We start from the raw sequence: 20,666 nt of genomic DNA, 5'->3' as shown, positions 1-20,666 counted from the left end.
CTGTTGTCCGAATGACGCGGACCTATCTGGCAGGCATTGAAACGGGCGGGACCAAGATCCTTGCTCGCGTATGCGATTTGGCCGGCCGCGCGGTCGCGGATGGGAAGTGGGCGACGACATCGCCTGAACGCGCTGCCGAGGATGCGCTCGACTTCCTGATTTCCTCTGTTCCCGACGACGGCAGACTGGGCGCAATCGGAATTGCGGCGTTCGGTCCGCTGATCGTCGATCCGGAATCTCCCGACCATGGCCGGATGCTGGCGACGACCAAGTCCGGCTGGGCCGGCAGTAATCTTTGTCGCGATCTCCAGGAGCGATTGGGCGTTCCGGTGGCTGTCGACACCGACGTCAACGCCGCCGCAATCGCCGAGCAGCAACTCGGCGCGGGCGCAGGCTTTCCTTGCGTTGCTTACGTCACGGTCGGCACCGGGATTGGCGCGGGGCTGTCCAATCGTGGGCAAAGCCTTACTGGCGCACTGCACCCGGAAGCAGGGCACCTGCGCCTCGTCCGCCGCACTGCAGACGATATGCCGAGCGTCTGCCCATACCATTCCGATTGCGCGGAGGGGCTGGTGTCCGGCCCCGCAGTGCGACGACGCTTAGGTGAGGGGAGGGAACTGGCCAGCGATCCCTCCTTGCGTGAGCTTGTCGCCGACTATCTTGGGCAGCTGGCCGCAGCGCTTGTACTGGCCTGGTCGCCGCATCGAATAGTCTGGGGCGGCGGCGTGATCTGCGCCGCGCCGATAATTGGGGAGATCGAGGCCGCCATGCTTACATCGCTTGGCGGTTACGGTGTCGGCCCTGCGGCGAGTCAGCGAGGGTTTTGTGTCCAGGCCGCGCTGGAGCATGCAGGGCTGGAAGGCGCATTGCTGATCGCACGCAAGCTGCAATCCGGTAGCGAGGGATTAAATGCCTGACGACCTGGGTTTCCGCTTCCCGATCAGCAAGATTGCGGCAAGTCCCAATGCAGCCGTGAGATCGTAGGCCAGGCAAAAAGCAGGCCACCATTCGGGAACGCCGCGCCCTTCGAGCAAATGGCTTCGAGCGAAGTCGAAAACACCGTGCATCGCCAATCCGGCAACGACGATCCACAAGCTGGTCCTGAATCCCAGGATTGCCGCGACGGCGAAGAGTGCGAACATGACCAGTTCGGTCAACAGGCCGGCATTGTCCCCCACCATCACGGCGAACAGGATATAGTAGGAAGCGATGATGATCAGGACGAACGGGTAGAAAGCCCTGTCGCGGTCAAAGCCGACCAATCGAGCGAAGGTTGCCACCGTCAGTGCAAGAGCGATTCCGACGAACGTTGGCATCGGCCGAAATTAGCCCGCTTCGGCCGATAGGCAAGGTCCGACTAAGTGATGGGCGGATGGCGGAGCGGAAGTGGCGCCCCGGCACGCCGGTTTCGCAATTGTCTAAATTGAGCCCAACGAGGACATTAAATCGAGCTCGAACGGTTGCGGCTCAACCCATTTGCCGCCTCAATTTCGCTGACCTTGGCCGTCAACCGTTGCAGAGATGCCAAAGTAATATTCTGCTCTCGTTCGCGTTCGACCACGGAAAAGACCGTTCTCTGTAGCGCCGGCGCGATTGCGGCCAGCGCATCAAGCTCATCCTTGCCATAAAGACTTTGATCGGGCCGCGGGCCGAGCAGCAGCCATCCGCAAACGGCCCCGAAGGGAGAGCGCAGCGCCATCCGGACGGGGAAATGCTCGTCGTCGTCCTGATCGAGCAGTTCGATGGCCGCCGGAGCCTGCCATCGGCGAAGCCAACGCTGGCCCGCCGGCTTTGGCATTCCACAAATCGACGCCAGCCTGCCTTCGACCACAAGGGCAATCCTGGTCGAGTGAATCGCCTGCTCGATCCGCGGCAGGACAGCGGAGCCCATCCGTTCGATCGACGAAGTCCCCGACAGGGCGCTAAGCAAGTCGGGCAGCTCGGACCTCAGGCCCATTAGATCCTTCTGAAAATGCGCCTCTGCCCAACCGCTGATCCGGCTGTGAAGTGGAGTCAGCAGGGCCGCTGCAATCGCAGCTGCGATGCCTCCCGAAAGGTCGCCGATGTCAGGGCCGAAATAGCGCTGGCCTAGCGCCTGGATAATCGCCTCGCTGCCGGCAAAAATTGCCACGAGGGCCAAAGTGAGACCGGCATAGGCCGCGGAGCGGCTGATGGCCGTTTCGGCGTCATAGAGGCGGTAGCGCAGCAGAGAGGTCAGAAAGCCCAGCGCAATGACGACAATGCCAAGTTGAAACAGGGCTTCGAGGACAATCGTGCCGCTCATCGGCATGGTCGTACGAGTGGTGATGGCCGCGCCCGCCCGGGCCGCTAGAATCAGTGCGATGCCGGCGACCAGCCCAAGCGCCACCCATTTGAGTTGCTGCTTCGCCATGTATGAGGACAGCGCCTTGTAGCGAGCCATCAAAGCGGTGAGCGTCATGAGGACGCAACCGATCGCGAGCGGGAGAAAAGCCCGCGTGGGAAGCAGGTCCAGTGCTTCGAGGATGCCGATCAGGAATACCAGAAGGATCGCGGCAGCGACCGCTCGGGTCCATCTTGGCGCCCACTGTCCGTCGGGGAAAAGCAGCAGGGCGAAAGCAAACAGAAGGAACCGGCATCGGTCGAGCAAGATCGGCCAGGCGGAGGCCGTGCCGGCGAAATCGACGCTGCTGCTGGCTGTCCAGAGCAGGAAGGAGAGGCCCAGCATCGCCGCCACGGGATCGGTCCGGCGGCGGCGGAACAGGATCGACGAAACGGCGATCAGCACGATCGACTTGGTAAGTCGCAGTCCAAGGATCAGGGCATGCGTGCCGGGTTCGAACAGCGCATAGCTCGCCGCCAGCACCGCCAGTGCGAACAGCGCCCACCAAGCGATCCGGTAGGCAGCGAAAAGCCTCCCGCCGAGCGGCGGAAGGCCATTCGATGCGACCGGGAGAAAGAGAGTCGCCAGCACACTTGTCATTGCATGCGCGATGCTGCCGCCAGCTTCTGAAGGATACCGTCGATCTGCCGGAGCTGATCCCGCGGCGACTTTCCTTCCAGTTCCTTGCGGTTGAGATAGGGATAGATGGCGGCCAGATCCCGGCGTGGCAGGTCGGGGGCGATGCGGCCGATAGGTGTGACACTGATCATGATTATTTCCTTGCGGCTGAGGCAATTGAGGCGGCGACTTCGCTCGCCATTGCGATCTGCGGGTCGCGGTCCTGAAGCTGGTAGCGGTCCGCAACGAAGCGGAAGTCGGACCAGCTGATCCAGACCGTGCCGTCGCTATCCTCGGTGACGAGCATGCGGACCGGCCAATCGAGGCCCGCCAGCGGGTTGGCCTGGAGGAACTGAACACCGAGCGGTGGATTGCCGAACAGCAGCAGGGTCGATCGGCCGATTGGCAAATCGGCGCCGGCGCCAAGCTTCTGATGGTCGATCTCGTCGAAGAAGCGAATACCCTTGGTTGCGATATCGGCCTTCAGCCGGGCAATCGTCTGGTCGAAGCCGAAATCGCTGCGCTGCCGGATAACGCCCTGGGCCGGAGCGGTGGCCACTGGGGTTGCCGCCTGCGCGGTGGGGATCAGTGGAGCTACGCCTGACAGGGGGCCGGTCGCAAGCACAATGGCTACAACCGCCGCCGGAGTTAGTTTTTTGCGGGCCATCTCAACTCTCCTTTGGAACAGTTGAGATTCTGACCTTTTGGATCGCGCAGGTGAAATCGCGATTGCCTATGGTTTCGATGCTCCAGCCGTATCGGGGCTTAATATGGAGTTCCGCCTGTGCGTGCTTCTGCCAGCGCGCCGGCATACCAGAGGAATTCATCGAGAAAGCGATTGGCGGATCGGTCCACGATCGGCTCCCGCGCCATGCCGTTCTCGTCGATTGCCTCGGCGATACGTGGGATCGGCAGAAGGCTTGGAACGCTCGACATGCCAAGCTCCGCAAGCGTCATGCGCAGCTGCATCGCCGCGCGCACTCCACCAAAGCCACCTGCGGAGTAACAAACAATCCCTGACGGTCGCCAGAAATACTCTTCAAGAAAATGATCAAGCAGGTTCTTGAGCGCGGGCGGAATGCCGTGATTATATTCGCCGCTGACGACAAGGAATCCGTCGACGCGGCGATAGATTTCGGCCAACCGCTCGAGCGTTTCCGGCGCGCCGCCCTTCGGATGTTCCTTGTACATCCGGTCCAGGAGCGGCAGCTGCAACTCAAGCGGGTCGACCAGGTGAACCGTGTGGCCTCGTCGCTCGAGTTCACGAACGACAAGTTTGGCGGCGCGCGAGCCCATTCGGTCGCGCCGCACCGATCCCAGAAGAACTGCGATGGAGAGGCTGTTCATCGGCCATCCGCCGCGGGCGTTTCGACCATTTGACCGCCCTTGGCCTCATGCAGGATGAAGCCTTCAAGTTCGTCGACCGGCGCCCGCCATGGCGCCTTTTCGAGTGTTTCCATCGTGTCGCGGTAACCGGCTTCGCGGCGACGGCGGATGCCGCTGGCGCTGAAGTCGATGTCCTTGCTGTGGTCCTCATGATCGAGCACAGGTGCAAGCAGGCGCACCACATGCATGCGGGTCAGGCAGCCATAGCTTGCCAGCTCCGAAATGTGATTGTCGCGCCGCTTTTCCTCGGGAAGCATCTTGGTGAGCTCGGCGATGATGTGGCGCATTCGATGGATCTGCCGCTGCCGCTGGATATGCGAAACCGCGCGGCTCGAATATTGGACGTCCTTCTGGCGGTTCATCACCTCCCAAATCGTCTCCGGCTCCGGACCGTGTGGGTTCCAGATGTGGACCGCGAAGACCAGGCTGTCGCGACGCGGCTTGTCATCGAACACTACCTCGACGGGCGTGTTCGAAAGGATGCCGCCATCCCAATATAGCTCCCCTTCGATACGAACGGCGGGAAACGCGGGAGGCAGTGCACCCGACGCCAGTATATGGTCGAGCGCAAGCGGCATGTCGCGGCTATCGAAATAGCGCATCTCCGCGGTGCGGACGCAGGACGCCCCAACCGTGATCCGAGTGCCGCCGTGATTGAGTTGGTCGAGATCAACCAGTTCACCCAAAGTGCGGCGCAACGCCTTGACCTGGTAATAGCCGGCTTCTTCAGGACCCAGATTGTTGTGCGGGCTCATGAAGGCCATCGGGTTGGGGCTGAAGAAATTGGGCACGCCGCCGGTAATGGACATGAGGTTGCGGGTCGCGGTCGTCAGCCAGGACGGCATGCCCGCGGGTACGAACTGATCGTTCTGAACACGCGACCAGAAGTCGCTCAGCTTTTCGACCCGGTCGCCGGGCTTGCTGCCGGCGATCAGAGCGGCGTTGATCGCGCCGATCGAGGTTCCGATTACCCAATCTGGCGTAATCCCGGCCTCGTGCAAAGCCTGGTAGACGCCGACCTGGTAGGCACCCAGCGCGCCTCCGCCCTGGAGGACAAGGACAGTTTGGCCGAGCGCGGAGACCTCCTTGGTGAGGGAAATGGTCATCTCAGTGCGCCGTCCAGCCGCCATCGACCGGCAGGGCAGTACCAGTGATGGATTGCCCACCTGGGCCGCACAGGAAAACAGTGAGCGCGCCCAGCTCCTCGACGGTCGCGAAGCGCTTGTTCGGCTGCGCTGCCAGCAAGACATCGCGGATGACTTCGTCGCGGCTGATCCCGCGCGCCTTGGCGGTATCGTCAATCTGGTTTTCAACTAGCGGGGTCCAGACATAGCCTGGACAGACAGCGTTGCAGGTAATGCCATGCTCGGCGCCCTCGAGCGCGACCGTCTTGGTCAAGCCGACAACGCCATGCTTTGCCGCCACATATGCGCTCTTAAACGGCGATGCGACCAGGCCATGGGCCGAAGCGACGTTGATGATCCGGCCAAATCCATTCTCCTTCATCGACGGGAAGGCGGCTCGAATGGTGTGCCAGGCGGACGACAGGTTGAGCGCGATGATCGCGTCATATTTTTCAGGCGGGAAGGTCTCGATCGGGCTCACATGCTGGATACCGGCATTGTTGACGAGGATGTCGACCTGGCCGAAGTCGGCGATGGTATCTTTGACCAACTGCCGCGCTTCATTGCCGTCCATCAGGTTTGCGCCATTGTAGGCGATGCGACTGAGCGGGCAGCCTTTCTCCAACTCTGCGCAGACGAAATCGATTTCCTTCCGATCACCCAGGCCGTTGATGACTACATCCGCGCCGGCACGGGTGAGCGCGCGCGCGATGCCGAGGCCGATCCCGCTGGTCGAGCCAGTAACGATCGCCACTTTTCCGGCAAGCGGCCGAGTAAGGTCGGTCCGGTCCATGGTTTGCACGTCCATCTGGCATCTCCTGAAAATAGGCAGGGCCTTAGAATGCCGTTTCGACGCCGCAGACGAAAATTCAGTTTGTGCATCGACTCCATGCCGACTCGCGATTTCACGAGCCGGGGGTCGCTCCCCTATTTTTGAAGGACGTCGCGGATCTTGCCTCAAGCCGATGGCGGCCGGGAATGACAATGGAATCCCGCCCATCCACGAGCCGGACACCGCGACGACCATTTTGATTTTTGAAGGAAACGGCAATGTTCAACATCACGAAATCGTCGCTTGCGGCCGGCCTCATTGCCGCGATCGCGCTTGGCGGCGCTACTCCCGCCCTGGCCAGCCAGTGCCCCGCCGGGGGCACCAATGCATTAGCCAACGCGCCGAAAGAACCGAAGGACGTCACCGATACCGTTATCGGTTCGGTCGATCTGGGCAAGGAAATCAATGTCGAAGGCCGCCAGCTCCGCACCCGCCGGCTGGTCGTTCAGCCGGGCGGCATCGTGCCGCTTCACAGCCATGCCGATCGTCCGGCACTGATCGTCACCGTTAGCGGCTCGATCACCGAGCATCGCTCCGATTGCTCGGCCCCCATTGAACACCACGCCGGCGACATCAGCCGCGAGGCCGACGGAATTTCGCATTATTGGATCAACCACGGAACCGAGCCGGCGGTCCTGCTGTCGTCGGATGTGTTCCACGGCAAATAAGCCTCCCCGAGCCGGCTGCACCAACGCCCTCTCAGCCGGCAACCCCTGGCGTCCCGCCCCAGCCCCCGGGCGGGACGCCAAATCGCCGATAGGCTTGCCATGAACCAGATCGCCATCTCTGCCGTCGCTCCGCTACCGGCACTATCGCCGGCACGATCGCTGCTGATCGCGGTGATCGGCTTTCTGACTCTGGTCGACCTGTTCGCTACCCAAGCGATCTTGCCCAGCCTGGCTGCCGAATATGGCGTGATACCATCCGAAATCGGTGTCGCCGCCAATTCGACCACTTTGGGCATGGCGGTGGCCGGTCTCCTCGTCGGTGCGTTCAGCGCCAACGTCGAGCGCAAGCGGGCAATCACGCTAAGCCTCCTGATATTGTCGGTGCCGACTGCGCTGCTGGCCTTTGCGCCAAACCTGACGATCTTCGCGCTTCTGCGTGTGACCCAGGGTCTGTTCATGGCCGCTGCGTTCACCTTGACGCTTACCCACCTTGCGGAACGCTGCGAACATCGCACCGCAACTGCGCTGGCCGCCTATGTGACCGGTGTGGTTGCCAGCAATTTGATTGGCCGCCTGACCGCCGCATTTGTCGCCGGGCTGGTCGGCGCCACTTCGAGCTTCCTGTTTTTCGCGGCGCTGAATGTCGCCGGGGCAGTGCTGGTCGCTTTCGCCCTGACCCGTAACGAGCCTGAGGCGATGACGGAGCACGGTCGCTTCTGGTCCGCCTGGGCACGGCACCTGGCTCGGCCGGAGTTGCTGCGGACCTTTGCCATCGGCTTCCTGATCCTGTTCGCCTTCATCGGCGTCTTTACCTACGTCGGATTCGTCCTAATGCGCCCGCCCCATGCTTTGTCGATGGGTGCGCTAGGCCTCGTCTTCCTTGTGTTCGCGCCATCGATGGTGACCACGCCAGCGGCTGGACGCATAACCGACCGATATGGTCCGGGCGTAACGATCCCCGCCAGCCTCGGCATCGCCTTGGCAGGGCTGGCACTTATGGTCCTGCCGAGCCTCACGTTCGTCATTGTCGGAATGACCCTTGTCGGCATCGGCACCTTCTTCGCCCAGGCAGTGGCGACGGGCCATGTCGGTCGCGTCGCCGAGGGCGACAAGGCTGCCGCAAGCGGGCTCTATCTATCGTCCTATTATTGCGGCGGCCTTTTCGGCGCCGCCATTGTTGGCCAGCTGTTCGACCGCTTCGGATGGAATGCCGCGGTCGCTGGTACGTCTGCCGCACTTGGGTTGGCGGCATGGCTCGGCCGCAAGCTTCGCATGAAAAGGAAAGTCCATGAGTGAGCGTTATATGCGGGGGATTGAAATTGCAGAGCAACTCGCGGCGGAGAAGCTCGAAGAGTTTACGACCAGCCGGGTTGCCGAACTCGCGCCCGACTTCGCGCGCATGGCCATCGAGTTCCCGCTGGGCGACCTTTATGCGCGCAATGGCCTCGATCTTCGCAGCCGCGAAATTGCCGCCATTTCGTCGCTGGCGACGTTAGGCAATGCCGACCCGCAGCTTCGGATCCATATCCAGGCGGCGACCCAGGTCGGGCTGACCAAGGCCGAAATCATCGAAATCCTGATGCAGACCGCGATCTACGCGGGCTTTCCCTCTGCGCTAAATGCGCTGGCGTCCTGCCACGACCTGCTGACCGAAGAACGACCCTGTCAGGCGGCGAGGCGGGTCGCCGGCCAGGGATAGCGTCGGGCTTCCTGCACAAAGGCGCCAACTGCCGGGGAATGAGGCCGGCCGCGCACCGTCGCCAGGTAGATAGTCCGACTGAAGCTGGGATCGACCAGCGGCCGCACGACCAGGTCCGGATCCGTGACTGCAAATTCGGGGAAAAATCCGATACCCAACCCGGCCTTTATCATCCCTTGCACCCAGTCGTCGCGCGGCGAGCTGAACACCTGGCGCAGGAATACGCCCCGGCTGAACAATTCTTTGCGCACAGGCTCGAACACTTCGCAGTTTGTTCGGCTGACATAGGGTTCCTTGTCGAGCTCTATGGCGCGGATCGGGTTGCTGGCGCACAGCCGATGGTTTGGCGGCAGCACGATTACGAAATTTTCTTCGAAGATCGGCAGCTGATGCAGCGATTCTGGAAGCTCTTCGGGAACGCCCACGATCGCCACCTCGAGATCGCCCTTTTCAAGCATCTCGATCATCTGCGGCGCCCCAGAATCAATGACGCGGACTTCCACATTGGGATGGGCGGCCTGAAAGCGGATCATGAGCTGCGACACCAGTTGCGGACCAATGGTGCACATTGTGCCGATGGTGAGCGTGGCTTTTTCCAGCTTCTTGGCTGCCTTGGCCTGTTCCTTTGCGGCCCGGCACTGATCATCGACGCCTTGCAGATAGGGCAGCATCATGCGCCCCAGTTCGGAAAGATGCGTATTCCCGCGTTCCCGATGGAACAGCGGTCCGCCGAGTTCATGCTCAAGCTGTTGAATGGCGCGGGTCAGCGCCGGCTGGCTGACATTGCACTTTTCAGCCGCGCGCGTGAAATTCAGCGTTTCTGCGAGCGCCACAAAATAGCGCACCTGCTGCATTTCCATAGGATGCGGTCCCTCTTGCGAGTGTAAAATCCTTACACCGGCGACGCCGGGCGGCGCCATACCGATTGTCTATCGAAGCCATGTTGCCCCGCTACCAGCGCAGTATCCTTGGTCCCAGCAACGCGCCGGCAACTGCCGGAATCAGGATCGCCGGCGTGTATGCGGCAAGCAGGAACGAGGCAGTCGTTTCCGTGCAGTATAAGGCATATGCCACGGCTGCGGCCGCACCGGAGCTCAGACCAGCGAGAAACCCCGCGAGCGTCGGCCGGGTCGGCGCAAGCACCCGGTAGGCCCACATCGTTCCGGCGAGGACCGGGACGCAGGAGAGCGTGACAGCTGTCAGGCAGGAACGGAATGACGTGCCAAATAGCAGCGGCTGTCGACCCGCCGGGTCGACCGAGGTCAGTTCGATTGCAGCCACCACTGCAATAACCAGGAAAGGCAGGCTGATTAGGGCCAACCGCGGCCCTAAGTGTTGACCGGGTCGACCGGCCGCGAGCGCAGCCAGGGTGGAAATGATCGCCAGCGCGAGCGTGAAGCCCAGCTTCAGTCCAAAAGGAGCGACCCCCGTCCTTGCGACGGCAGCCAGTGGCTGGCCGACGATCAACATCAGCCCGCCGAGCGCGATGAGCCAGCCCGCGAACATTGCCGCCGCCATGCGCCGTGCTGGACGTACCGTTGGCCAGGGGCCTCGGGAGAGCTCGGCAATCAGCTCATCGGTCCGCATCCGCGCCCCCTTTTATTGCCGCAATCAACCGGCCCAGGCCACGATGGACATTCACCTTGACCGCCGGTTCGCTTTGCCCGCTCAACTCGGCGGTCTCACGGACGGAATATCCTTCGATGCGGGTAAGCCGGATCGCCGTCGCTTGCTTGGACGGCAATTCGGCGAGCAGCTCCGCGATATCGACCTGAGCGAGCAGGGCATCGAATCCTCCGTCGTCGACGGGCTGAAATCCATCGTCGGTTGATAGGCTCGCCAGCTGTTTGTCGCGTCGCAGGAAATCGATCAGCCGATAGCGAGCAATACCATGCAGCCATGCGGTGAACGGGAGCGTCGGGTCGTAGCTTGCCCGCTTATTGTGAATGGCCATCAGCGTTTCCTGCACCAGGTCCTCCACATCCGCGTCGCGGCCGGACAGGCGGCGCCGAAAATAGGAGCGCAGTCGTTCGGCGCTGAGCCGAAGCAGCGTTTGATAGGCGCCTGCGTGCCCGCCCATGCTGGCGACCATCAACGCGTTCAACTTAGCCTCTAGTGCCTGCACGGTGCTTGTCGGGTTCATTCGGCCGCCTTGCGAAGTTGGTTACAGCAGCGGCCCGAACGGCGCGATTATTTTTGGACCGCGTAACCAAGCAGAGCTTTTGCGCGAATGCTTAGCAGCGGCCGCCTGGGATCGCTCATCGGCGGAATGCATCGAGATCATGCGCAAGCGGCATTTCAATTTGACCCGCCGAAGCTCGATCATCCGGCCGTCCTTATCGCCTTTACCAACCGAGGAGAGTCTAATGAACAAGCTCACCAATATTGCCGTCGTAACGGCCCTGACCGCATTTGCCGCAACCTCGGCAACGGCCGGCCCTGCCAAGCCCCAGCCGAATGCCGACAAATGCTATGGCGTCTCACTGGCCGGAAAGAATGACTGCGCGGCAGGACCGGGCACCAGCTGTGCCGGCACGTCCAAGCGCAATTATGCAGGCAACGCCTGGAAATATGTCGCCAAGGGCACCTGCACGGCCATCAAGACCCCCAAGGGCCACGGTTCGCTGACCCCGAAGGCAGCCTAAACGCCATGACCCCGACCGCCGGACTGGGCTTCAAGCCCGTGCATTACGAGCAGGCATTGGCCTGTCCGGCGGCGGGCCTATGGTTCGAAATCCATGCCGAAAATTACATGGTCGATGGCGGTCCGCGGCTGGCCATGCTCGAGGCGCTAAGAGCTTCCTTCCCTTTGTCTGTTCATGGCGTCGGATTGTCGCTTGCCGGCACCGCGCGACCCGACGGTGAACACCTCTCGAAACTTAAGCGGCTGGTAGACAGGTTCCAGCCCTTCCTCCTGTCCGAACATCTCGCCTGGTCGCGGCACGAGGAGGTCAGTTTCCCCGACCTGCTGCCTTTCCCGCGCACCAACGAGGCGCTGGAGACAATTGGTCGCAATATCGACATCACCCAATCGGCCCTTGGCCGGCAAATCCTGATCGAAAATCCGTCGCTCTACATGCAGCTTGAGGGGCACGAGTGGCCAGAATCATTGTTCCTTGCCGAGTTGGTCAGGCGCACTGGCTGCGGCTTGCTAATTGACGTCAACAACGTCTTCGTCAGCGCCAATAACCTCGGCTTCAACCCGGTCTCCTACCTCGACGCACTGCCTCGCGCCGAGATCAGCGAAATCCATTTGGCCGGCCATTCGGAAGATCCGCTGCTGGGCGGTTCATTGCTGATCGATAGCCATGACACCCCGGTTTCGGCCGAGGTCTGGAAGCTCTACGACTGGTTGCTGGCCCACCGCGGCACCGACCGGCCGCCGACGCTGATCGAGCGGGACGACAACATCCCTGAGTTCGACACGCTGCTTATCGAGCGCGACAAGGCGGCGGCAATGATGGCTGGTCAGCGCGAGGTGGCCAATGCCTGACCTCGCCGATTTCCAGGCCAATTTCGCCCGGGCCATCCTCGACGATGACTCGTTCGACAGATTGTCCGGCCAAAAGGCTTTCGCAGTCTATCGCAACACCTGCGCTCGCGGTGCGGTCGAAGCGCTTCGTGCCGCCTACCCGACGGTCGACATGCTGGTCGGCGAGGAGATGTTCACCCAAGTCGCGCTCGACTATCGCCGGGAGCATCCGCCGCGAGGCCCGGTCCTGTCCGAATATGGCGGCGAGTTCGCCACCTTTCTCGCGCGTCAATCGTGGACCGGAGAGTTGCCGTATCTGGCCGATGTCGCTCGGCTCGATCGGCTGTGGCTCGAATCCTTCCTTGCATCCGAACCGGCCGGCATCGAGCGATCCTACAGCCGCGGATCGAGGGTCGCGCTTCACCCCGCGACGCGTTTCGCCTGGCTGGCGATGCCGGCGATGAGCATCTGGCAGGCCCACCGCAATCCGCACGGCCTTGTCGAGCTGGACCCGGTGTGGGCCGACGAATGGGCGCTGTTCACCCGACCGGGGCTTTCGGTTCGAGCCGAACTCATCGATGCTCCCTACTACCGTCTATTGCTGGCTTGCGTCGCACCCGCGCCAGTTGCCGAGGTTGTATCCGCAGTCGCGGCAGAATTTCCGCGAGCCGATGTTTCCGAGCTTCTTCATCGTGCCGTCGCATCCGGCGCCATCATCATTCAATGACCAAAGGAGAGGACCATTTCATGGCCACGATCGCTCAATCCGAACCCCGATCGCGCTACCAACTGCTGACCGATTTGGCGGAGCACGCGCTGCCGGCTTCAGCCCTTTTGCTAGTGCAACGCCTGGGAATCGCGGCGGTCTTCTTTCAGTCTGGCAGGACCAAAGTCGAAGGGATTTTCACGATCCCCGACACCACCATCGAGTTGTTTCGCAGCGAATATGCGCTGCCACTCCTGCCTCCCGAGCTCGCCGCCTACATGGCGGCGGGGGCCGAGCACCTATTCCCGGTCCTACTGGTGCTCGGCCTTTTCACCCGCCTGTCGGCCGCCGCGCTGCTCGGCATGACGCTGGTCATCCAGACCTTCGTCTATCCCGACGCCTGGCCGACTCATCTCAGCTGGGCTGGGTTGATGCTGCCGCTCATCGCGCTCGGCGGCGGCAATTGGTCGCTCGACCGGCTGCTCCGGATTTCCTGACCCACCTACCATTTGGAGAATGATATGCGTTCCTTGTTTCTGCGCCTGACGTCGCTTGCCCTTTTGGCGGCCCCATTGCCCGCGGCGGCCCAGGCGGCCAACAGCCCCGCGCCGGAGATCAGCGTCGAGGCGGATCATCTTGCCGCTCGCGGTTACGACGTCACCGCCTATTTCCTCCAGGGCCGGCCGTTGCGAGGCAGCAAGGCGCACCAGACCCAGTACAAAGGTGCGACCTGGCAATTTGCATCGGCGGCTGCACTGGCCAAGTTCAAGGCCGATCCGGCAGTATATGAACCGCAGTTCGGCGGCTACTGCGCCTGGGCGGTGAGCCAGGGCTACATCGCCCCGGGCGACCCCGAGCAGTGGAAGATTGTCGACGGAAAGCTGTATCTAAATTTCAACGCCCGGGCGAAGGAGTTGTGGGAAGCCGACCAGGACGATGCGATCCGGCGCGGCCAGGCCAACTGGCCAAAAGTGCTGACCAACAACCAAAACAACTGACCAGGTGGGAGGCGGGTGGATCCCCTGCCTCCCACTTTCACTTTATCGATATGATGCGAGAGCGGCATTGGAACCGCGCCGCTAGATCCGGGAAAATGATCGTCGAACCGCTTCTAAAGGAGTCGACGATGACCCAGGATTTATCCTCCCGGATGCTGTCCGAAATGAAGGAGTTCGCGACTTTCACCGCGGCCGAGCAGCGCTTCATCCGCCGGTCGCTCGACGTCGGCCTCGGCCGGCGTGACGCGGTCGAATGCTGGGCCCGTCGTCCCGTCGAAGCCGCCAAAATCGCGGAACAGTCAAAGCGCTACCGGATTCTCGACCTCATCCGCGCCTGTGTCCCGGACGACATCGGATTGGACGACACAGAGTTGTTCATCGGCCCGCTAATCGCCCTGTCCGCCCGAGACCTTGAAGAAGGCAAGATCGCAAGCTTCGCGGCATATCGGTTTCTGTACGAGCGACTGATCGGTCCAACCATTCGGCCTTGGCTGCCGAGCGTCTTCTGCGCCGCTGCCGCACTGCCATTTCTTCATCCGGATTCGCGCAAGACGCTTTTGGGATCAATCAAATCTCATGAGGCGACGGCTCCCGGCTGGTCGAGCCGGGAAGCGGCGTTCTTTCCGGAATGGGTCGAGAAGGTCCCTGAATCGGTTAACTGAGACGGCCAATCAAGATCGCGACAATGCCCGCTTTGGGTCGAACCCGGGCATCACCGGATTTCCGCGACATTCTGGACGGATGGTGGAGCCGAGGGGGATCGAACCCCTGACCTTCGCAATGCCATTGCGACGCTCTCCCAGCTGAGCTACGGCCCCGTCCCGGTACCCATCAAAGTATTACTTTGATGGGACCCTGTCCGGAGGCGCCTTTAGGGGATGCTTTCCCGTCTGCCAACGGGAAAATTCAACCCCCGGACGCCTTAACTTTCCTCATCGCCGTCGCCGGTCGTGACTCCCAGGTCATCCTCGCCAGTGGCCAGGTCAACCTCGTCGTCGGCGCTCGGCTCCTCATCTTCGTCGGGAACCAGTTCCTCGGCGGCCAGGTCCTCGTCGGCTTCCTTGACCTTCTCGGGCGCGGCGACTTCGAATGGCAGCGGCTGCTTCGACTTCAGCACTGGCTCGGGCAGCCAGGCGTTGCCGCAATTGATGCAGGTAACCGGATCATCCTTGCCGAGATCGTAAAAGCGGGTCGAGCATTTGGGGCAGCTACGCTTGGTGCCCCATTCGGGATTGACCATTGGGTCAGTTCTCCATGGTGAGTTGGCGGGCACCGCGTCGGGCCCATGCCGGATCGGCGGGCGCCTTGCCATACCGCCAAGCCCCTGTCAAAGCGCCGCAAGCATGAACCGACCCGCCAACCCCATCGTCATCGCCGTCGACGGTCCCGCCGCCAGCGGCAAGGGGACCATCGCCCGGGCGCTGGCCAGGCACTTCGGCCTGCCGCACATGGACACGGGGATGCTTTACCGGGCCGTCGCCCTCAGCATGTTCCGCTTCGGCGGCGATCCGGGAAGCGAATTCGAAGCGGTTCGCGCTTGCGACGGGGTCGCCCAAATCGACCCGACCGACGAAGAGCTTCGAAGCGAGGTGGTGAGTTCGATCGCCAGCCGCATTTCGGCCTATCCGGGCGTTCGCGCGGCACTGCTGGAACGGCAGCGGAGCTTCGCGGCGGGGGCCGACGGCGCGGTGCTCGACGGTCGTGACATCGGCACCGTCATTGCTCCCCACGCGACTGCCAAACTGTTCGTCACTGCTTCGCCCGAAGTTCGTGCCCGCCGTCGTGTCGCCGAGCTGCTCGCCCGCGGAATGCCCTCCCATTATGAGGATGTGCTGATCGACATCCGAGCACGGGACGAGCGGGACAGCGGGCGGGAAGCAGCGCCATTGGCGAAGGCCGAAGATGCCGAACTGCTCGACACCAGCGAGATGAGCATCGAAGAAGCCATTGCCGCCGCGATCGGGCTCGTCGAGGCGCGCGTCAAGGCTCGCGCCTAGAGCCAGCCCACGCGCCGGAACCGCCGGTAGAGAAGGGTGCAGATCGCGACGATGATCGCGACCACGACGTAATAGCCATATTTGGTCGACAATTCCGGCATATATTTGAAATTCATGCCGTAAATGCCGGCGATCGCCGTTGGTACCGCGAGGATCGCGGCCCATGCCGCCAGTTGTCGGGTGATGGCACCGGTGCGCTGCTGCTCCAGCAGGCTGCTCAACTCAAACACGCTGGTCAGAACCTCACGAAGGCCATCGACGCGCGCCTGGACCCGGCGAATATGGTCCTGAACGTCGCGGAAGTAGATGCGCGCCTCCGCGTCGATGCACGGCAGATCTTGCCGCACCAGCTTCTGCGCCACCTCGCCCATCGGCCCGAGCACCCGCTGAAACCGGATCAGCTCGCGGCGCACGGTGAAGATGCGGTTGACCTCTTGCCGGCCAAGGAAGCTGTCGATGGCCTTGGTCTCCATCTCCAGCACTTCCTCCTCCAGGTCTTCGATCAGCGGGACATAGCCGTCGACGATGTAGTCGAGGATCGCATGGAGCAGATAATCGACCCCGTGCATCAGCAGGCGCGGCGATTGCTCCAATTGCGCGCGCAATGCCGTGTGGGCGCGGGTCGATCCGTGGCGGACAGTGATAATGTGGCTATGGCCGACGAAGATGGCGGTTTCGCCGTAATCGATATGGTCTTCCATCAGGTGCGCGGTTCGGGCGACGACGAACAGCTGATCGTCGTACACGTCGATCTTGGGCAGCTGGTTGGCCTTGAGCGCATCTTCGATCGCCAGCGGGTGGAGGTGGTAGCAATTGGCGAGGGAGTGCAATTCCTCTTCGGTCGGGTCGGCGATGCCGATCCAAACGAATTCGCTCTTGTCCTCGCGGCAGTCGACGGGCTCGTCGATCGAGACCTCGCGGATGCGGTGCCCGTCGCGATAAAGATATGCAGCAACGACCGTCATTGGAATTGCTTTAGGGCGTTGCGGCGCGATCGGCCAGCAGGGACGAACGGCGGGCGGGGAGAAGGGCTTACGTTCACTAAGTTCACAAAAGTCTCGGGATGAGGCGCCATTTTTGCGAAGTTATGGCGAAGAAGGGCGATCAAATAGCGGGCGAACGCAAGGCTGCTGCTCATTGCCCGCAGGAATGAAATAGCTTCCTACTAGTCAAGCATTGCCTCGACCACGCTCACTCCGGGCCATCACGCCTGGGCGGGCATGTCCGGGTGCAGCGCGACATGCTCGACGCCCAGAGCATTGCCCATTCCGAACCCGAAGCCGCTGCCATGCCATTCGGCGGCGGCCGGGCCAGCGTGACCGGCGAACGCAGCGAACGCGGCCTGCGCCGCATCGACCTGGCCGTTGTTCGCATTTGACGGGAGCGTCGCCGCAAGGATGGCGTCGATGGCCGATCCCTGATTGCCGTCAGCCAGCGCTTCGGCGACCACCGACGCGGCGGTTTCACCCGCAGCGGCTTTCGCCGTTCCGGCATCGTCGAATGCCGCGACGAGCGCTTCGGCCGATGGCATCGCTACCATCGCCGGAGCGATCGCCGGTCCCGAGGCGTCCGAACCCCGGGGCTCTGTTCCCGCCGCTAGCGGAGCCAACTCGGCGGGTACGCTTGCATCCGATCCGGTGATCGAATGGTTCGCGTCGGTGGAGGATGCAGTGGCGCTGGTGTGGAGCGCGGCGGAACCCGCAGCCTGGCTGGCGCCGGCGACAAATGCTTCCAACTGCACCGGTCCGGCAGAGCTATCCGCCGCCTGATCGGCAACGATGGACGGGGACGGCAGGGATTCCTGTTCCCCTTGCTGCCCATGATTGCCTTGCGAGCCGGGTTCATGCGCCGCGGCCGCAGTGGCGGCAAACCCCATCGCCGCGACCGCGGCGGCGATGACGTTGCTATTGGCCGAGACTGCTGCGGTACGAAGCTCGGCCTCCGCCACGCGACCGCCGGTTGCGAACACTGCGTCGGCCAGGACCCCGGTCGAGCCGTCCGTGCGGGTGAAGCTGCCGGTACCGACCACGCTGACGTCTCCGCCGGCGGCCGAATAGCCGACTCCGTCGGAACTGAGCGAGATGCTGGCAATGCCTTCAGCGGTAAGCGACTGAAGCTCGCCCGCGTCGACCTGGCCGTCGCTGTCCGCGTCCTGCCACACGCCGAACTCGGCGAAGTTGGCATCGGCGGCCGAGAGCTGGCCGTCGCCATTGCTGTCGTAGCGGGCCAGGCCTTCAAGGTCGCTGCCGTCGGTTGCGAAGACGATCTCGTTGGCCGAGACCAGCCCATCATGGTTGGCGTCGCGGACCAAGATGCCGTCCTGCGGCCCGACCCATGCGGTTGACACCGTGCCACCGCCATAGTCGAAGTGTGCGCCGGCATCGGTGCCGATGAAGCTGACCACGCCGTCGCCATTGAGGTCGAGCGCGATCGGGGGAGCGACGGGCGCAACCGCAATATCGGTCACCACGCCGCCATCGACGTAGCGGATGGTTGGAGTGACTCCAGTGTTGATGGTGCTGACGGTGACCCAGCTATTACCGCCACCGTCGAGATCGACCTGAATGAGACCGGTAGTGGTCACCCTCAGATAGCCATCGGCGATGGGATTGACCGGACCTGGGACATTCAGGATCGCGGTAATGTCGACAATGTCGCCGGCTGCATAATCGGTGATGGAATCCACGGCGTTGAGCGGCGTACTCAAGACGAACGTGTCGTTGCCAAGACCACCCGTCAGCGTATCCGCGCCCGTACCGCCGACGAGCGTGTCGTTGCCGCCAGCGCCGTCGAGAATATCATTTCCGCCATCGCCGCGAAGGATGTCGTTGCCCGAGCTACCAGTCAGCGTGTCGGCGAAGACTGTGCCGATCACGCCTTCCATGTTGCTGTAGGTGTCGGTGCCAAGCCCGGCGCCCGAAGCGTTGAAGGCGGTGCCGACGCTACTTTGGACTAGTGTGAAGGTGATCCCAGCGGTGCCCTCCCTGAAATCGATCAGATCAACACCGCCAGCACCGTTCAATGTATCATTACCGCCTCCACCGCGAAGGATGTCGTTCGCGGTGTTGCTGCCTGTGATGGTATCGTTGAGGTTTGTTCCAATTACACCTTCCATGTTTTGGTAGGTGTCGTTCTGGCCGAGGCCCGCGGTATCGTTGGTGATCGAGTGTGATCCGGCGGTCTGATCCAGCGTAAAGGTCATGCCAACCGTGCCGTCAGAGAAGTCGAGCAAATCCTCAGTGCCATTGCCTCCGTTCATGGAGTCATTGTTTCCGAGACCACCCCGCAAGATGTCATTGCCGTCGCCGCCACTAAGCGTGTCGTTTCCGTCGCCGCCAATCAGCAGGTCATTGCCCGCATTGCCATTGAGCGTGTCATTATTGAGACCGCCAACCAACGTGCCCAACGCCGAGCCGTCGGATAGATTGTCGTTATTTGCGCCGCCGTCGAGGTATGATCCTTGATATGATAGGGCTGACAGATCGATAGTCTGGGCACCGGCTCCGCCGGTTACAACGTTTAGCGTGACCGTGCCGGAAGCTGTTCCACCTGCGCCGTCCGAAGTAGTGTAGTTCAGCGTGACCACTGTTGGCGTTGGAACGAGACCTCCCCCAGCACCCGTCGTGAACGTGAATGTCCCATTGGAATTTAAGACGATCGAACTACCCAGTGAACCGGTAGCCAACGTCAGGCTGGTCAGCGTCAGCGCTAGTCCGTCCGGATCGGTGTCATTGTTGAGAAGAACGTCATTCGAAAAAGTGACCGCAGTGTTGTTGGTCGCCCAAAGCGTGTCAGCATTTGCAGTCGGAGCCACATTCTCCGCGGCATTCGTGACCGTGACGGCAATCGCCTGGTCGTCGCTTGCCGTTCCATCCGAGGCGCGGACGATCACGTCATAGACGTTGTTTCCCGCAACCGACGATCCGCCGGCTACGTCGGTCGGATTTTCGAAGTCCGGAGCATTGACGAACGAAAGCGCGCCCGTGTTCGGATCGATCGTGAACTTGGCGGAGTCCGCTCCGCCGACGATCGAATAGGTGATGTTCTCCACATCGACGTCGGTCGCGACGACCGTGGTTACGGCCGTCGTATTTTCGGCGACCGAAACGCTGGCCGTGTCTCCGCCGCCATTAGACGTGATAACCGGTGCGTCATTCACGCCGTTGACGGTGATCGTCACGGTCGCCGCCGCCGAGTTGGCGGTGCCGTCGTTGGCGACGTAGTTGAAGGTGATGACCTTGCTTTCGCCGGTGTCGAGCCCCTGGTCGGCCGCGATCGGCGTGTAGCTGTAGCTGCCGTCGGGGTTGGGGGTCACCGTGCCGTCGGCGGCCGCCACTCCGTTGATCTTCACCGATCCGGCCACCAGCTGGTAGGTCAATGGCTCGACGTCGACATCGGTAGCAGCCGGAACATTGCCGCCGATTGAGGCGTCGTTTTCGGTACCGCTGGCGCTGCCGTTGCCGCCGGTCACCGGCGCGTCGTTGACGCCGTTGACGGTGATGGTGACCGTCGCCGCGCCTGAATTGGCGGTGCCGTCGTTGGCGACATAGTCGAAGGTGATGACCTTGCTCTCGCCGGTGTCCAATCCCTGGTCGGCCGCAATCGGCGTGTAGCTGTAGCTGCCGTCGGGGTTGAGGGTCACGGTGCCGTCGGCGGCCGCCACTCCGTTTATCTTAACCGATCCCGAAACCAGCTGGTAGGTCAGGGCATCGCCGTCGACGTCGCTGGCGGCCGGGACGTTGCCGCCGATCGACGCGTCATCCTCGGTTCCGCTGGCGCTCGACGGGCCGCCGCTGACTGGCCC

Annotated in this window: 25 protein-coding genes and 1 tRNA gene; 11 read left to right on the top strand and 15 right to left on the bottom strand. The window is 62.4% G+C overall.

Annotated elements, in window-relative coordinates; genetic code table 11:
* The first annotated feature begins 11 nt into the window (after positions 1 to 11).
* Complete coding sequence (locus LVY65_RS10235; RefSeq protein ID WP_235068031.1) at positions 12 to 917, top strand: ROK family protein; 906 nt, start codon at positions 12 to 14, stop codon at positions 915 to 917.
* Here LVY65_RS10235 and LVY65_RS10230 read toward each other — a convergent pair.
* The 7 genes from LVY65_RS10230 to LVY65_RS10200 all read right to left on the bottom strand — a co-directional run bounded on the left by LVY65_RS10230 (position 906) and on the right by LVY65_RS10200 (position 6,298).
* The gene (locus tag LVY65_RS10230) at positions 906 to 1,316 is read right to left on the bottom strand and encodes a hypothetical protein (RefSeq protein ID WP_235068029.1); all 411 of its coding nucleotides are present in this window, start codon (positions 1,314 to 1,316) and stop codon (positions 906 to 908) included. The genes LVY65_RS10235 and LVY65_RS10230 overlap by 12 nt on opposite strands.
* Before the next feature lie 125 nt (positions 1,317 to 1,441).
* On the bottom strand, positions 1,442 to 2,962 hold the full coding sequence (locus LVY65_RS10225; protein ID WP_235068027.1) for a hypothetical protein: 1,521 nt from the start codon (positions 2,960 to 2,962) through the stop codon (positions 1,442 to 1,444).
* Positions 2,959 to 3,132: a hypothetical protein gene (locus LVY65_RS10220; protein ID WP_235068025.1), complete on the bottom strand. Its 174-nt coding sequence runs from the start codon at positions 3,130 to 3,132 to the stop codon at positions 2,959 to 2,961. The genes LVY65_RS10225 and LVY65_RS10220 overlap by 4 nt, the downstream gene beginning before the upstream one ends.
* 2 nt (positions 3,133 to 3,134) lie before the next feature.
* On the bottom strand, positions 3,135 to 3,647 hold the full coding sequence (locus LVY65_RS10215) for a DUF302 domain-containing protein (RefSeq protein WP_235068023.1): 513 nt from the start codon (positions 3,645 to 3,647) through the stop codon (positions 3,135 to 3,137).
* 98 nt (positions 3,648 to 3,745) lie between these two features.
* On the bottom strand, positions 3,746 to 4,327 hold the full coding sequence (locus tag LVY65_RS10210; protein WP_235068020.1) for an NADPH-dependent FMN reductase: 582 nt from the start codon (positions 4,325 to 4,327) through the stop codon (positions 3,746 to 3,748).
* Positions 4,324 to 5,472: a patatin-like phospholipase family protein gene (locus LVY65_RS10205; protein ID WP_235068019.1), complete on the bottom strand. Its 1,149-nt coding sequence runs from the start codon at positions 5,470 to 5,472 to the stop codon at positions 4,324 to 4,326. Before LVY65_RS10205 ends, LVY65_RS10210 begins: the two co-directional genes overlap by 4 nt.
* 1 nt (position 5,473) lies before the next feature.
* A complete protein-coding gene (locus tag LVY65_RS10200) occupies positions 5,474 to 6,298 on the bottom strand; it encodes a 3-hydroxybutyrate dehydrogenase (protein ID WP_235068016.1) in 825 nt (274 codons plus the stop codon).
* Positions 6,299 to 6,540: 242 nt separating this feature from the next.
* On the opposite strand from LVY65_RS10200, the gene LVY65_RS10195 reads away from it, so the two are divergent.
* The 3 genes from LVY65_RS10195 (at position 6,541) to LVY65_RS10185 (ending at position 8,689) form a co-directional block, all read left to right on the top strand.
* Positions 6,541 to 6,990: a cupin domain-containing protein gene (locus LVY65_RS10195; RefSeq protein ID WP_235068014.1), complete on the top strand. Its 450-nt coding sequence runs from the start codon at positions 6,541 to 6,543 to the stop codon at positions 6,988 to 6,990.
* 99 nt (positions 6,991 to 7,089) lie between these two features.
* Positions 7,090 to 8,286 carry an MFS transporter gene (locus LVY65_RS10190; RefSeq protein ID WP_235068013.1) on the top strand — a complete coding sequence of 399 codons (1,197 nt, stop codon included), beginning with the start codon at positions 7,090 to 7,092 and terminating at the stop codon, positions 8,284 to 8,286.
* The gene (locus tag LVY65_RS10185) at positions 8,279 to 8,689 is read left to right on the top strand and encodes a carboxymuconolactone decarboxylase family protein (protein ID WP_235068012.1); all 411 of its coding nucleotides are present in this window, start codon (positions 8,279 to 8,281) and stop codon (positions 8,687 to 8,689) included. The genes LVY65_RS10190 and LVY65_RS10185 overlap by 8 nt, the downstream gene beginning before the upstream one ends.
* On the opposite strand, the gene LVY65_RS10180 is transcribed toward LVY65_RS10185, so the two are convergent.
* From LVY65_RS10180 to LVY65_RS10165, 4 genes are all read right to left on the bottom strand, one after another.
* Complete coding sequence (locus tag LVY65_RS10180) at positions 8,656 to 9,549, bottom strand: LysR family transcriptional regulator (protein ID WP_235068011.1); 894 nt, start codon at positions 9,547 to 9,549, stop codon at positions 8,656 to 8,658. The genes LVY65_RS10185 and LVY65_RS10180 overlap by 34 nt on opposite strands.
* A gap of 91 nt (positions 9,550 to 9,640) precedes the next feature.
* Complete coding sequence (locus LVY65_RS10175) at positions 9,641 to 10,276, bottom strand: DUF1109 domain-containing protein (RefSeq protein WP_235068010.1); 636 nt, start codon at positions 10,274 to 10,276, stop codon at positions 9,641 to 9,643.
* Positions 10,263 to 10,832, bottom strand: coding sequence for a sigma-70 family RNA polymerase sigma factor (locus tag LVY65_RS10170; protein WP_235068009.1), 570 nt, complete (start codon positions 10,830 to 10,832; stop codon positions 10,263 to 10,265). Before LVY65_RS10170 ends, LVY65_RS10175 begins: the two co-directional genes overlap by 14 nt.
* A gap of 21 nt (positions 10,833 to 10,853) precedes the next feature.
* Complete coding sequence (locus LVY65_RS10165; RefSeq protein WP_235068008.1) at positions 10,854 to 11,015, bottom strand: hypothetical protein; 162 nt, start codon at positions 11,013 to 11,015, stop codon at positions 10,854 to 10,856.
* Positions 11,016 to 11,055: 40 nt separating this feature from the next.
* Here LVY65_RS10165 and LVY65_RS10160 point away from each other — a divergent pair, with 40 nt between their 5' ends.
* From LVY65_RS10160 to LVY65_RS10135, 6 genes are all read left to right on the top strand, one after another.
* On the top strand, positions 11,056 to 11,334 hold the full coding sequence (locus LVY65_RS10160; RefSeq protein ID WP_235068007.1) for a BufA1 family periplasmic bufferin-type metallophore: 279 nt from the start codon (positions 11,056 to 11,058) through the stop codon (positions 11,332 to 11,334).
* A gap of 5 nt (positions 11,335 to 11,339) precedes the next feature.
* On the top strand, positions 11,340 to 12,182 hold the full coding sequence (gene bufB / locus LVY65_RS10155; protein ID WP_235068006.1) for an MNIO family bufferin maturase: 843 nt from the start codon (positions 11,340 to 11,342) through the stop codon (positions 12,180 to 12,182).
* Positions 12,175 to 12,888 (top strand): HvfC/BufC N-terminal domain-containing protein, encoded by a 714-nt coding sequence (locus tag LVY65_RS10150; protein ID WP_235068005.1) that lies wholly within the window; start codon positions 12,175 to 12,177, stop codon positions 12,886 to 12,888. The genes bufB and LVY65_RS10150 overlap by 8 nt, the downstream gene beginning before the upstream one ends.
* 20 nt (positions 12,889 to 12,908) lie before the next feature.
* Positions 12,909 to 13,364 carry a DoxX family protein gene (locus tag LVY65_RS10145; RefSeq protein ID WP_235068004.1) on the top strand — a complete coding sequence of 152 codons (456 nt, stop codon included), beginning with the start codon at positions 12,909 to 12,911 and terminating at the stop codon, positions 13,362 to 13,364.
* A gap of 24 nt (positions 13,365 to 13,388) precedes the next feature.
* On the top strand, positions 13,389 to 13,865 hold the full coding sequence (locus LVY65_RS10140; RefSeq protein ID WP_235068003.1) for a YHS domain-containing (seleno)protein: 477 nt from the start codon (positions 13,389 to 13,391) through the stop codon (positions 13,863 to 13,865).
* 128 nt (positions 13,866 to 13,993) lie between these two features.
* Positions 13,994 to 14,527, top strand: coding sequence for a hypothetical protein (locus LVY65_RS10135; RefSeq protein WP_235068002.1), 534 nt, complete (start codon positions 13,994 to 13,996; stop codon positions 14,525 to 14,527).
* 80 nt (positions 14,528 to 14,607) lie between these two features.
* Here LVY65_RS10135 and LVY65_RS10130 read toward each other — a convergent pair.
* Both LVY65_RS10130 and LVY65_RS10125 read right to left on the bottom strand, forming a co-directional pair.
* Positions 14,608 to 14,683 (bottom strand) — tRNA-Ala (locus tag LVY65_RS10130).
* Between the two features lie 104 nt (positions 14,684 to 14,787).
* The gene (locus LVY65_RS10125) at positions 14,788 to 15,105 is read right to left on the bottom strand and encodes a TIGR02300 family protein (RefSeq protein ID WP_235068661.1); all 318 of its coding nucleotides are present in this window, start codon (positions 15,103 to 15,105) and stop codon (positions 14,788 to 14,790) included.
* Between the two features lie 124 nt (positions 15,106 to 15,229).
* Between LVY65_RS10125 and LVY65_RS10120 the strand changes: the two genes are divergently transcribed.
* Complete coding sequence (locus tag LVY65_RS10120) at positions 15,230 to 15,862, top strand: (d)CMP kinase (protein WP_235068660.1); 633 nt, start codon at positions 15,230 to 15,232, stop codon at positions 15,860 to 15,862.
* On the opposite strand, the gene corA is transcribed toward LVY65_RS10120, so the two are convergent.
* Both corA and LVY65_RS10110 read right to left on the bottom strand, forming a co-directional pair.
* Positions 15,859 to 16,827 carry a magnesium/cobalt transporter CorA gene (corA, locus tag LVY65_RS10115; protein WP_235068000.1) on the bottom strand — a complete coding sequence of 323 codons (969 nt, stop codon included), beginning with the start codon at positions 16,825 to 16,827 and terminating at the stop codon, positions 15,859 to 15,861. The two genes, LVY65_RS10120 and corA, sit on opposite strands and share 4 nt — an antisense overlap.
* A gap of 239 nt (positions 16,828 to 17,066) precedes the next feature.
* Positions 17,067 to 20,666: beta strand repeat-containing protein (locus tag LVY65_RS10110; protein WP_235067999.1), on the bottom strand; the 3,600-nt coding region annotated here is incomplete at its 5' end.

Origin of the sequence: Sphingomonas cremea (assembly GCF_021502585.1) — a bacterium.
Classification (GTDB): Bacteria; Pseudomonadota; Alphaproteobacteria; order Sphingomonadales; family Sphingomonadaceae; genus Sphingomicrobium; species Sphingomicrobium cremea.
The sequence above is the reverse complement of the archived record's forward strand: the minus strand, read 5'-3'. Positions and strand labels throughout refer to the sequence as shown.

Coding starts and splice junctions, on each gene's coding strand:
- LVY65_RS10235 (WP_235068031.1), top strand. CDS start 12: ATGACGCGGACCTATCTGGCAGGCATTGAAACGGGCGGGACCAAGATC.
- LVY65_RS10230 (WP_235068029.1), bottom strand. CDS start 1,316: ATGCCAACGTTCGTCGGAATCGCTCTTGCACTGACGGTGGCAACCTTC.
- LVY65_RS10225 (WP_235068027.1), bottom strand. CDS start 2,962: ATGACAAGTGTGCTGGCGACTCTCTTTCTCCCGGTCGCATCGAATGGC.
- LVY65_RS10220 (WP_235068025.1), bottom strand. CDS start 3,132: ATGATCAGTGTCACACCTATCGGCCGCATCGCCCCCGACCTGCCACGC.
- LVY65_RS10215 (WP_235068023.1), bottom strand. CDS start 3,647: ATGGCCCGCAAAAAACTAACTCCGGCGGCGGTTGTAGCCATTGTGCTT.
- LVY65_RS10210 (WP_235068020.1), bottom strand. CDS start 4,327: ATGAACAGCCTCTCCATCGCAGTTCTTCTGGGATCGGTGCGGCGCGAC.
- LVY65_RS10205 (WP_235068019.1), bottom strand. CDS start 5,472: ATGACCATTTCCCTCACCAAGGAGGTCTCCGCGCTCGGCCAAACTGTC.
- LVY65_RS10200 (WP_235068016.1), bottom strand. CDS start 6,298: ATGGACGTGCAAACCATGGACCGGACCGACCTTACTCGGCCGCTTGCC.
- LVY65_RS10195 (WP_235068014.1), top strand. CDS start 6,541: ATGTTCAACATCACGAAATCGTCGCTTGCGGCCGGCCTCATTGCCGCG.
- LVY65_RS10190 (WP_235068013.1), top strand. CDS start 7,090: ATGAACCAGATCGCCATCTCTGCCGTCGCTCCGCTACCGGCACTATCG.
- LVY65_RS10185 (WP_235068012.1), top strand. CDS start 8,279: ATGAGTGAGCGTTATATGCGGGGGATTGAAATTGCAGAGCAACTCGCG.
- LVY65_RS10180 (WP_235068011.1), bottom strand. CDS start 9,549: ATGGAAATGCAGCAGGTGCGCTATTTTGTGGCGCTCGCAGAAACGCTG.
- LVY65_RS10175 (WP_235068010.1), bottom strand. CDS start 10,276: ATGCGGACCGATGAGCTGATTGCCGAGCTCTCCCGAGGCCCCTGGCCA.
- LVY65_RS10170 (WP_235068009.1), bottom strand. CDS start 10,832: ATGAACCCGACAAGCACCGTGCAGGCACTAGAGGCTAAGTTGAACGCG.
- LVY65_RS10165 (WP_235068008.1), bottom strand. CDS start 11,015: ATGATCGAGCTTCGGCGGGTCAAATTGAAATGCCGCTTGCGCATGATC.
- LVY65_RS10160 (WP_235068007.1), top strand. CDS start 11,056: ATGAACAAGCTCACCAATATTGCCGTCGTAACGGCCCTGACCGCATTT.
- bufB (WP_235068006.1), top strand. CDS start 11,340: ATGACCCCGACCGCCGGACTGGGCTTCAAGCCCGTGCATTACGAGCAG.
- LVY65_RS10150 (WP_235068005.1), top strand. CDS start 12,175: ATGCCTGACCTCGCCGATTTCCAGGCCAATTTCGCCCGGGCCATCCTC.
- LVY65_RS10145 (WP_235068004.1), top strand. CDS start 12,909: ATGGCCACGATCGCTCAATCCGAACCCCGATCGCGCTACCAACTGCTG.
- LVY65_RS10140 (WP_235068003.1), top strand. CDS start 13,389: ATGCGTTCCTTGTTTCTGCGCCTGACGTCGCTTGCCCTTTTGGCGGCC.
- LVY65_RS10135 (WP_235068002.1), top strand. CDS start 13,994: ATGACCCAGGATTTATCCTCCCGGATGCTGTCCGAAATGAAGGAGTTC.
- LVY65_RS10125 (WP_235068661.1), bottom strand. CDS start 15,105: ATGGTCAATCCCGAATGGGGCACCAAGCGTAGCTGCCCCAAATGCTCG.
- corA (WP_235068000.1), bottom strand. CDS start 16,827: ATGACGGTCGTTGCTGCATATCTTTATCGCGACGGGCACCGCATCCGC.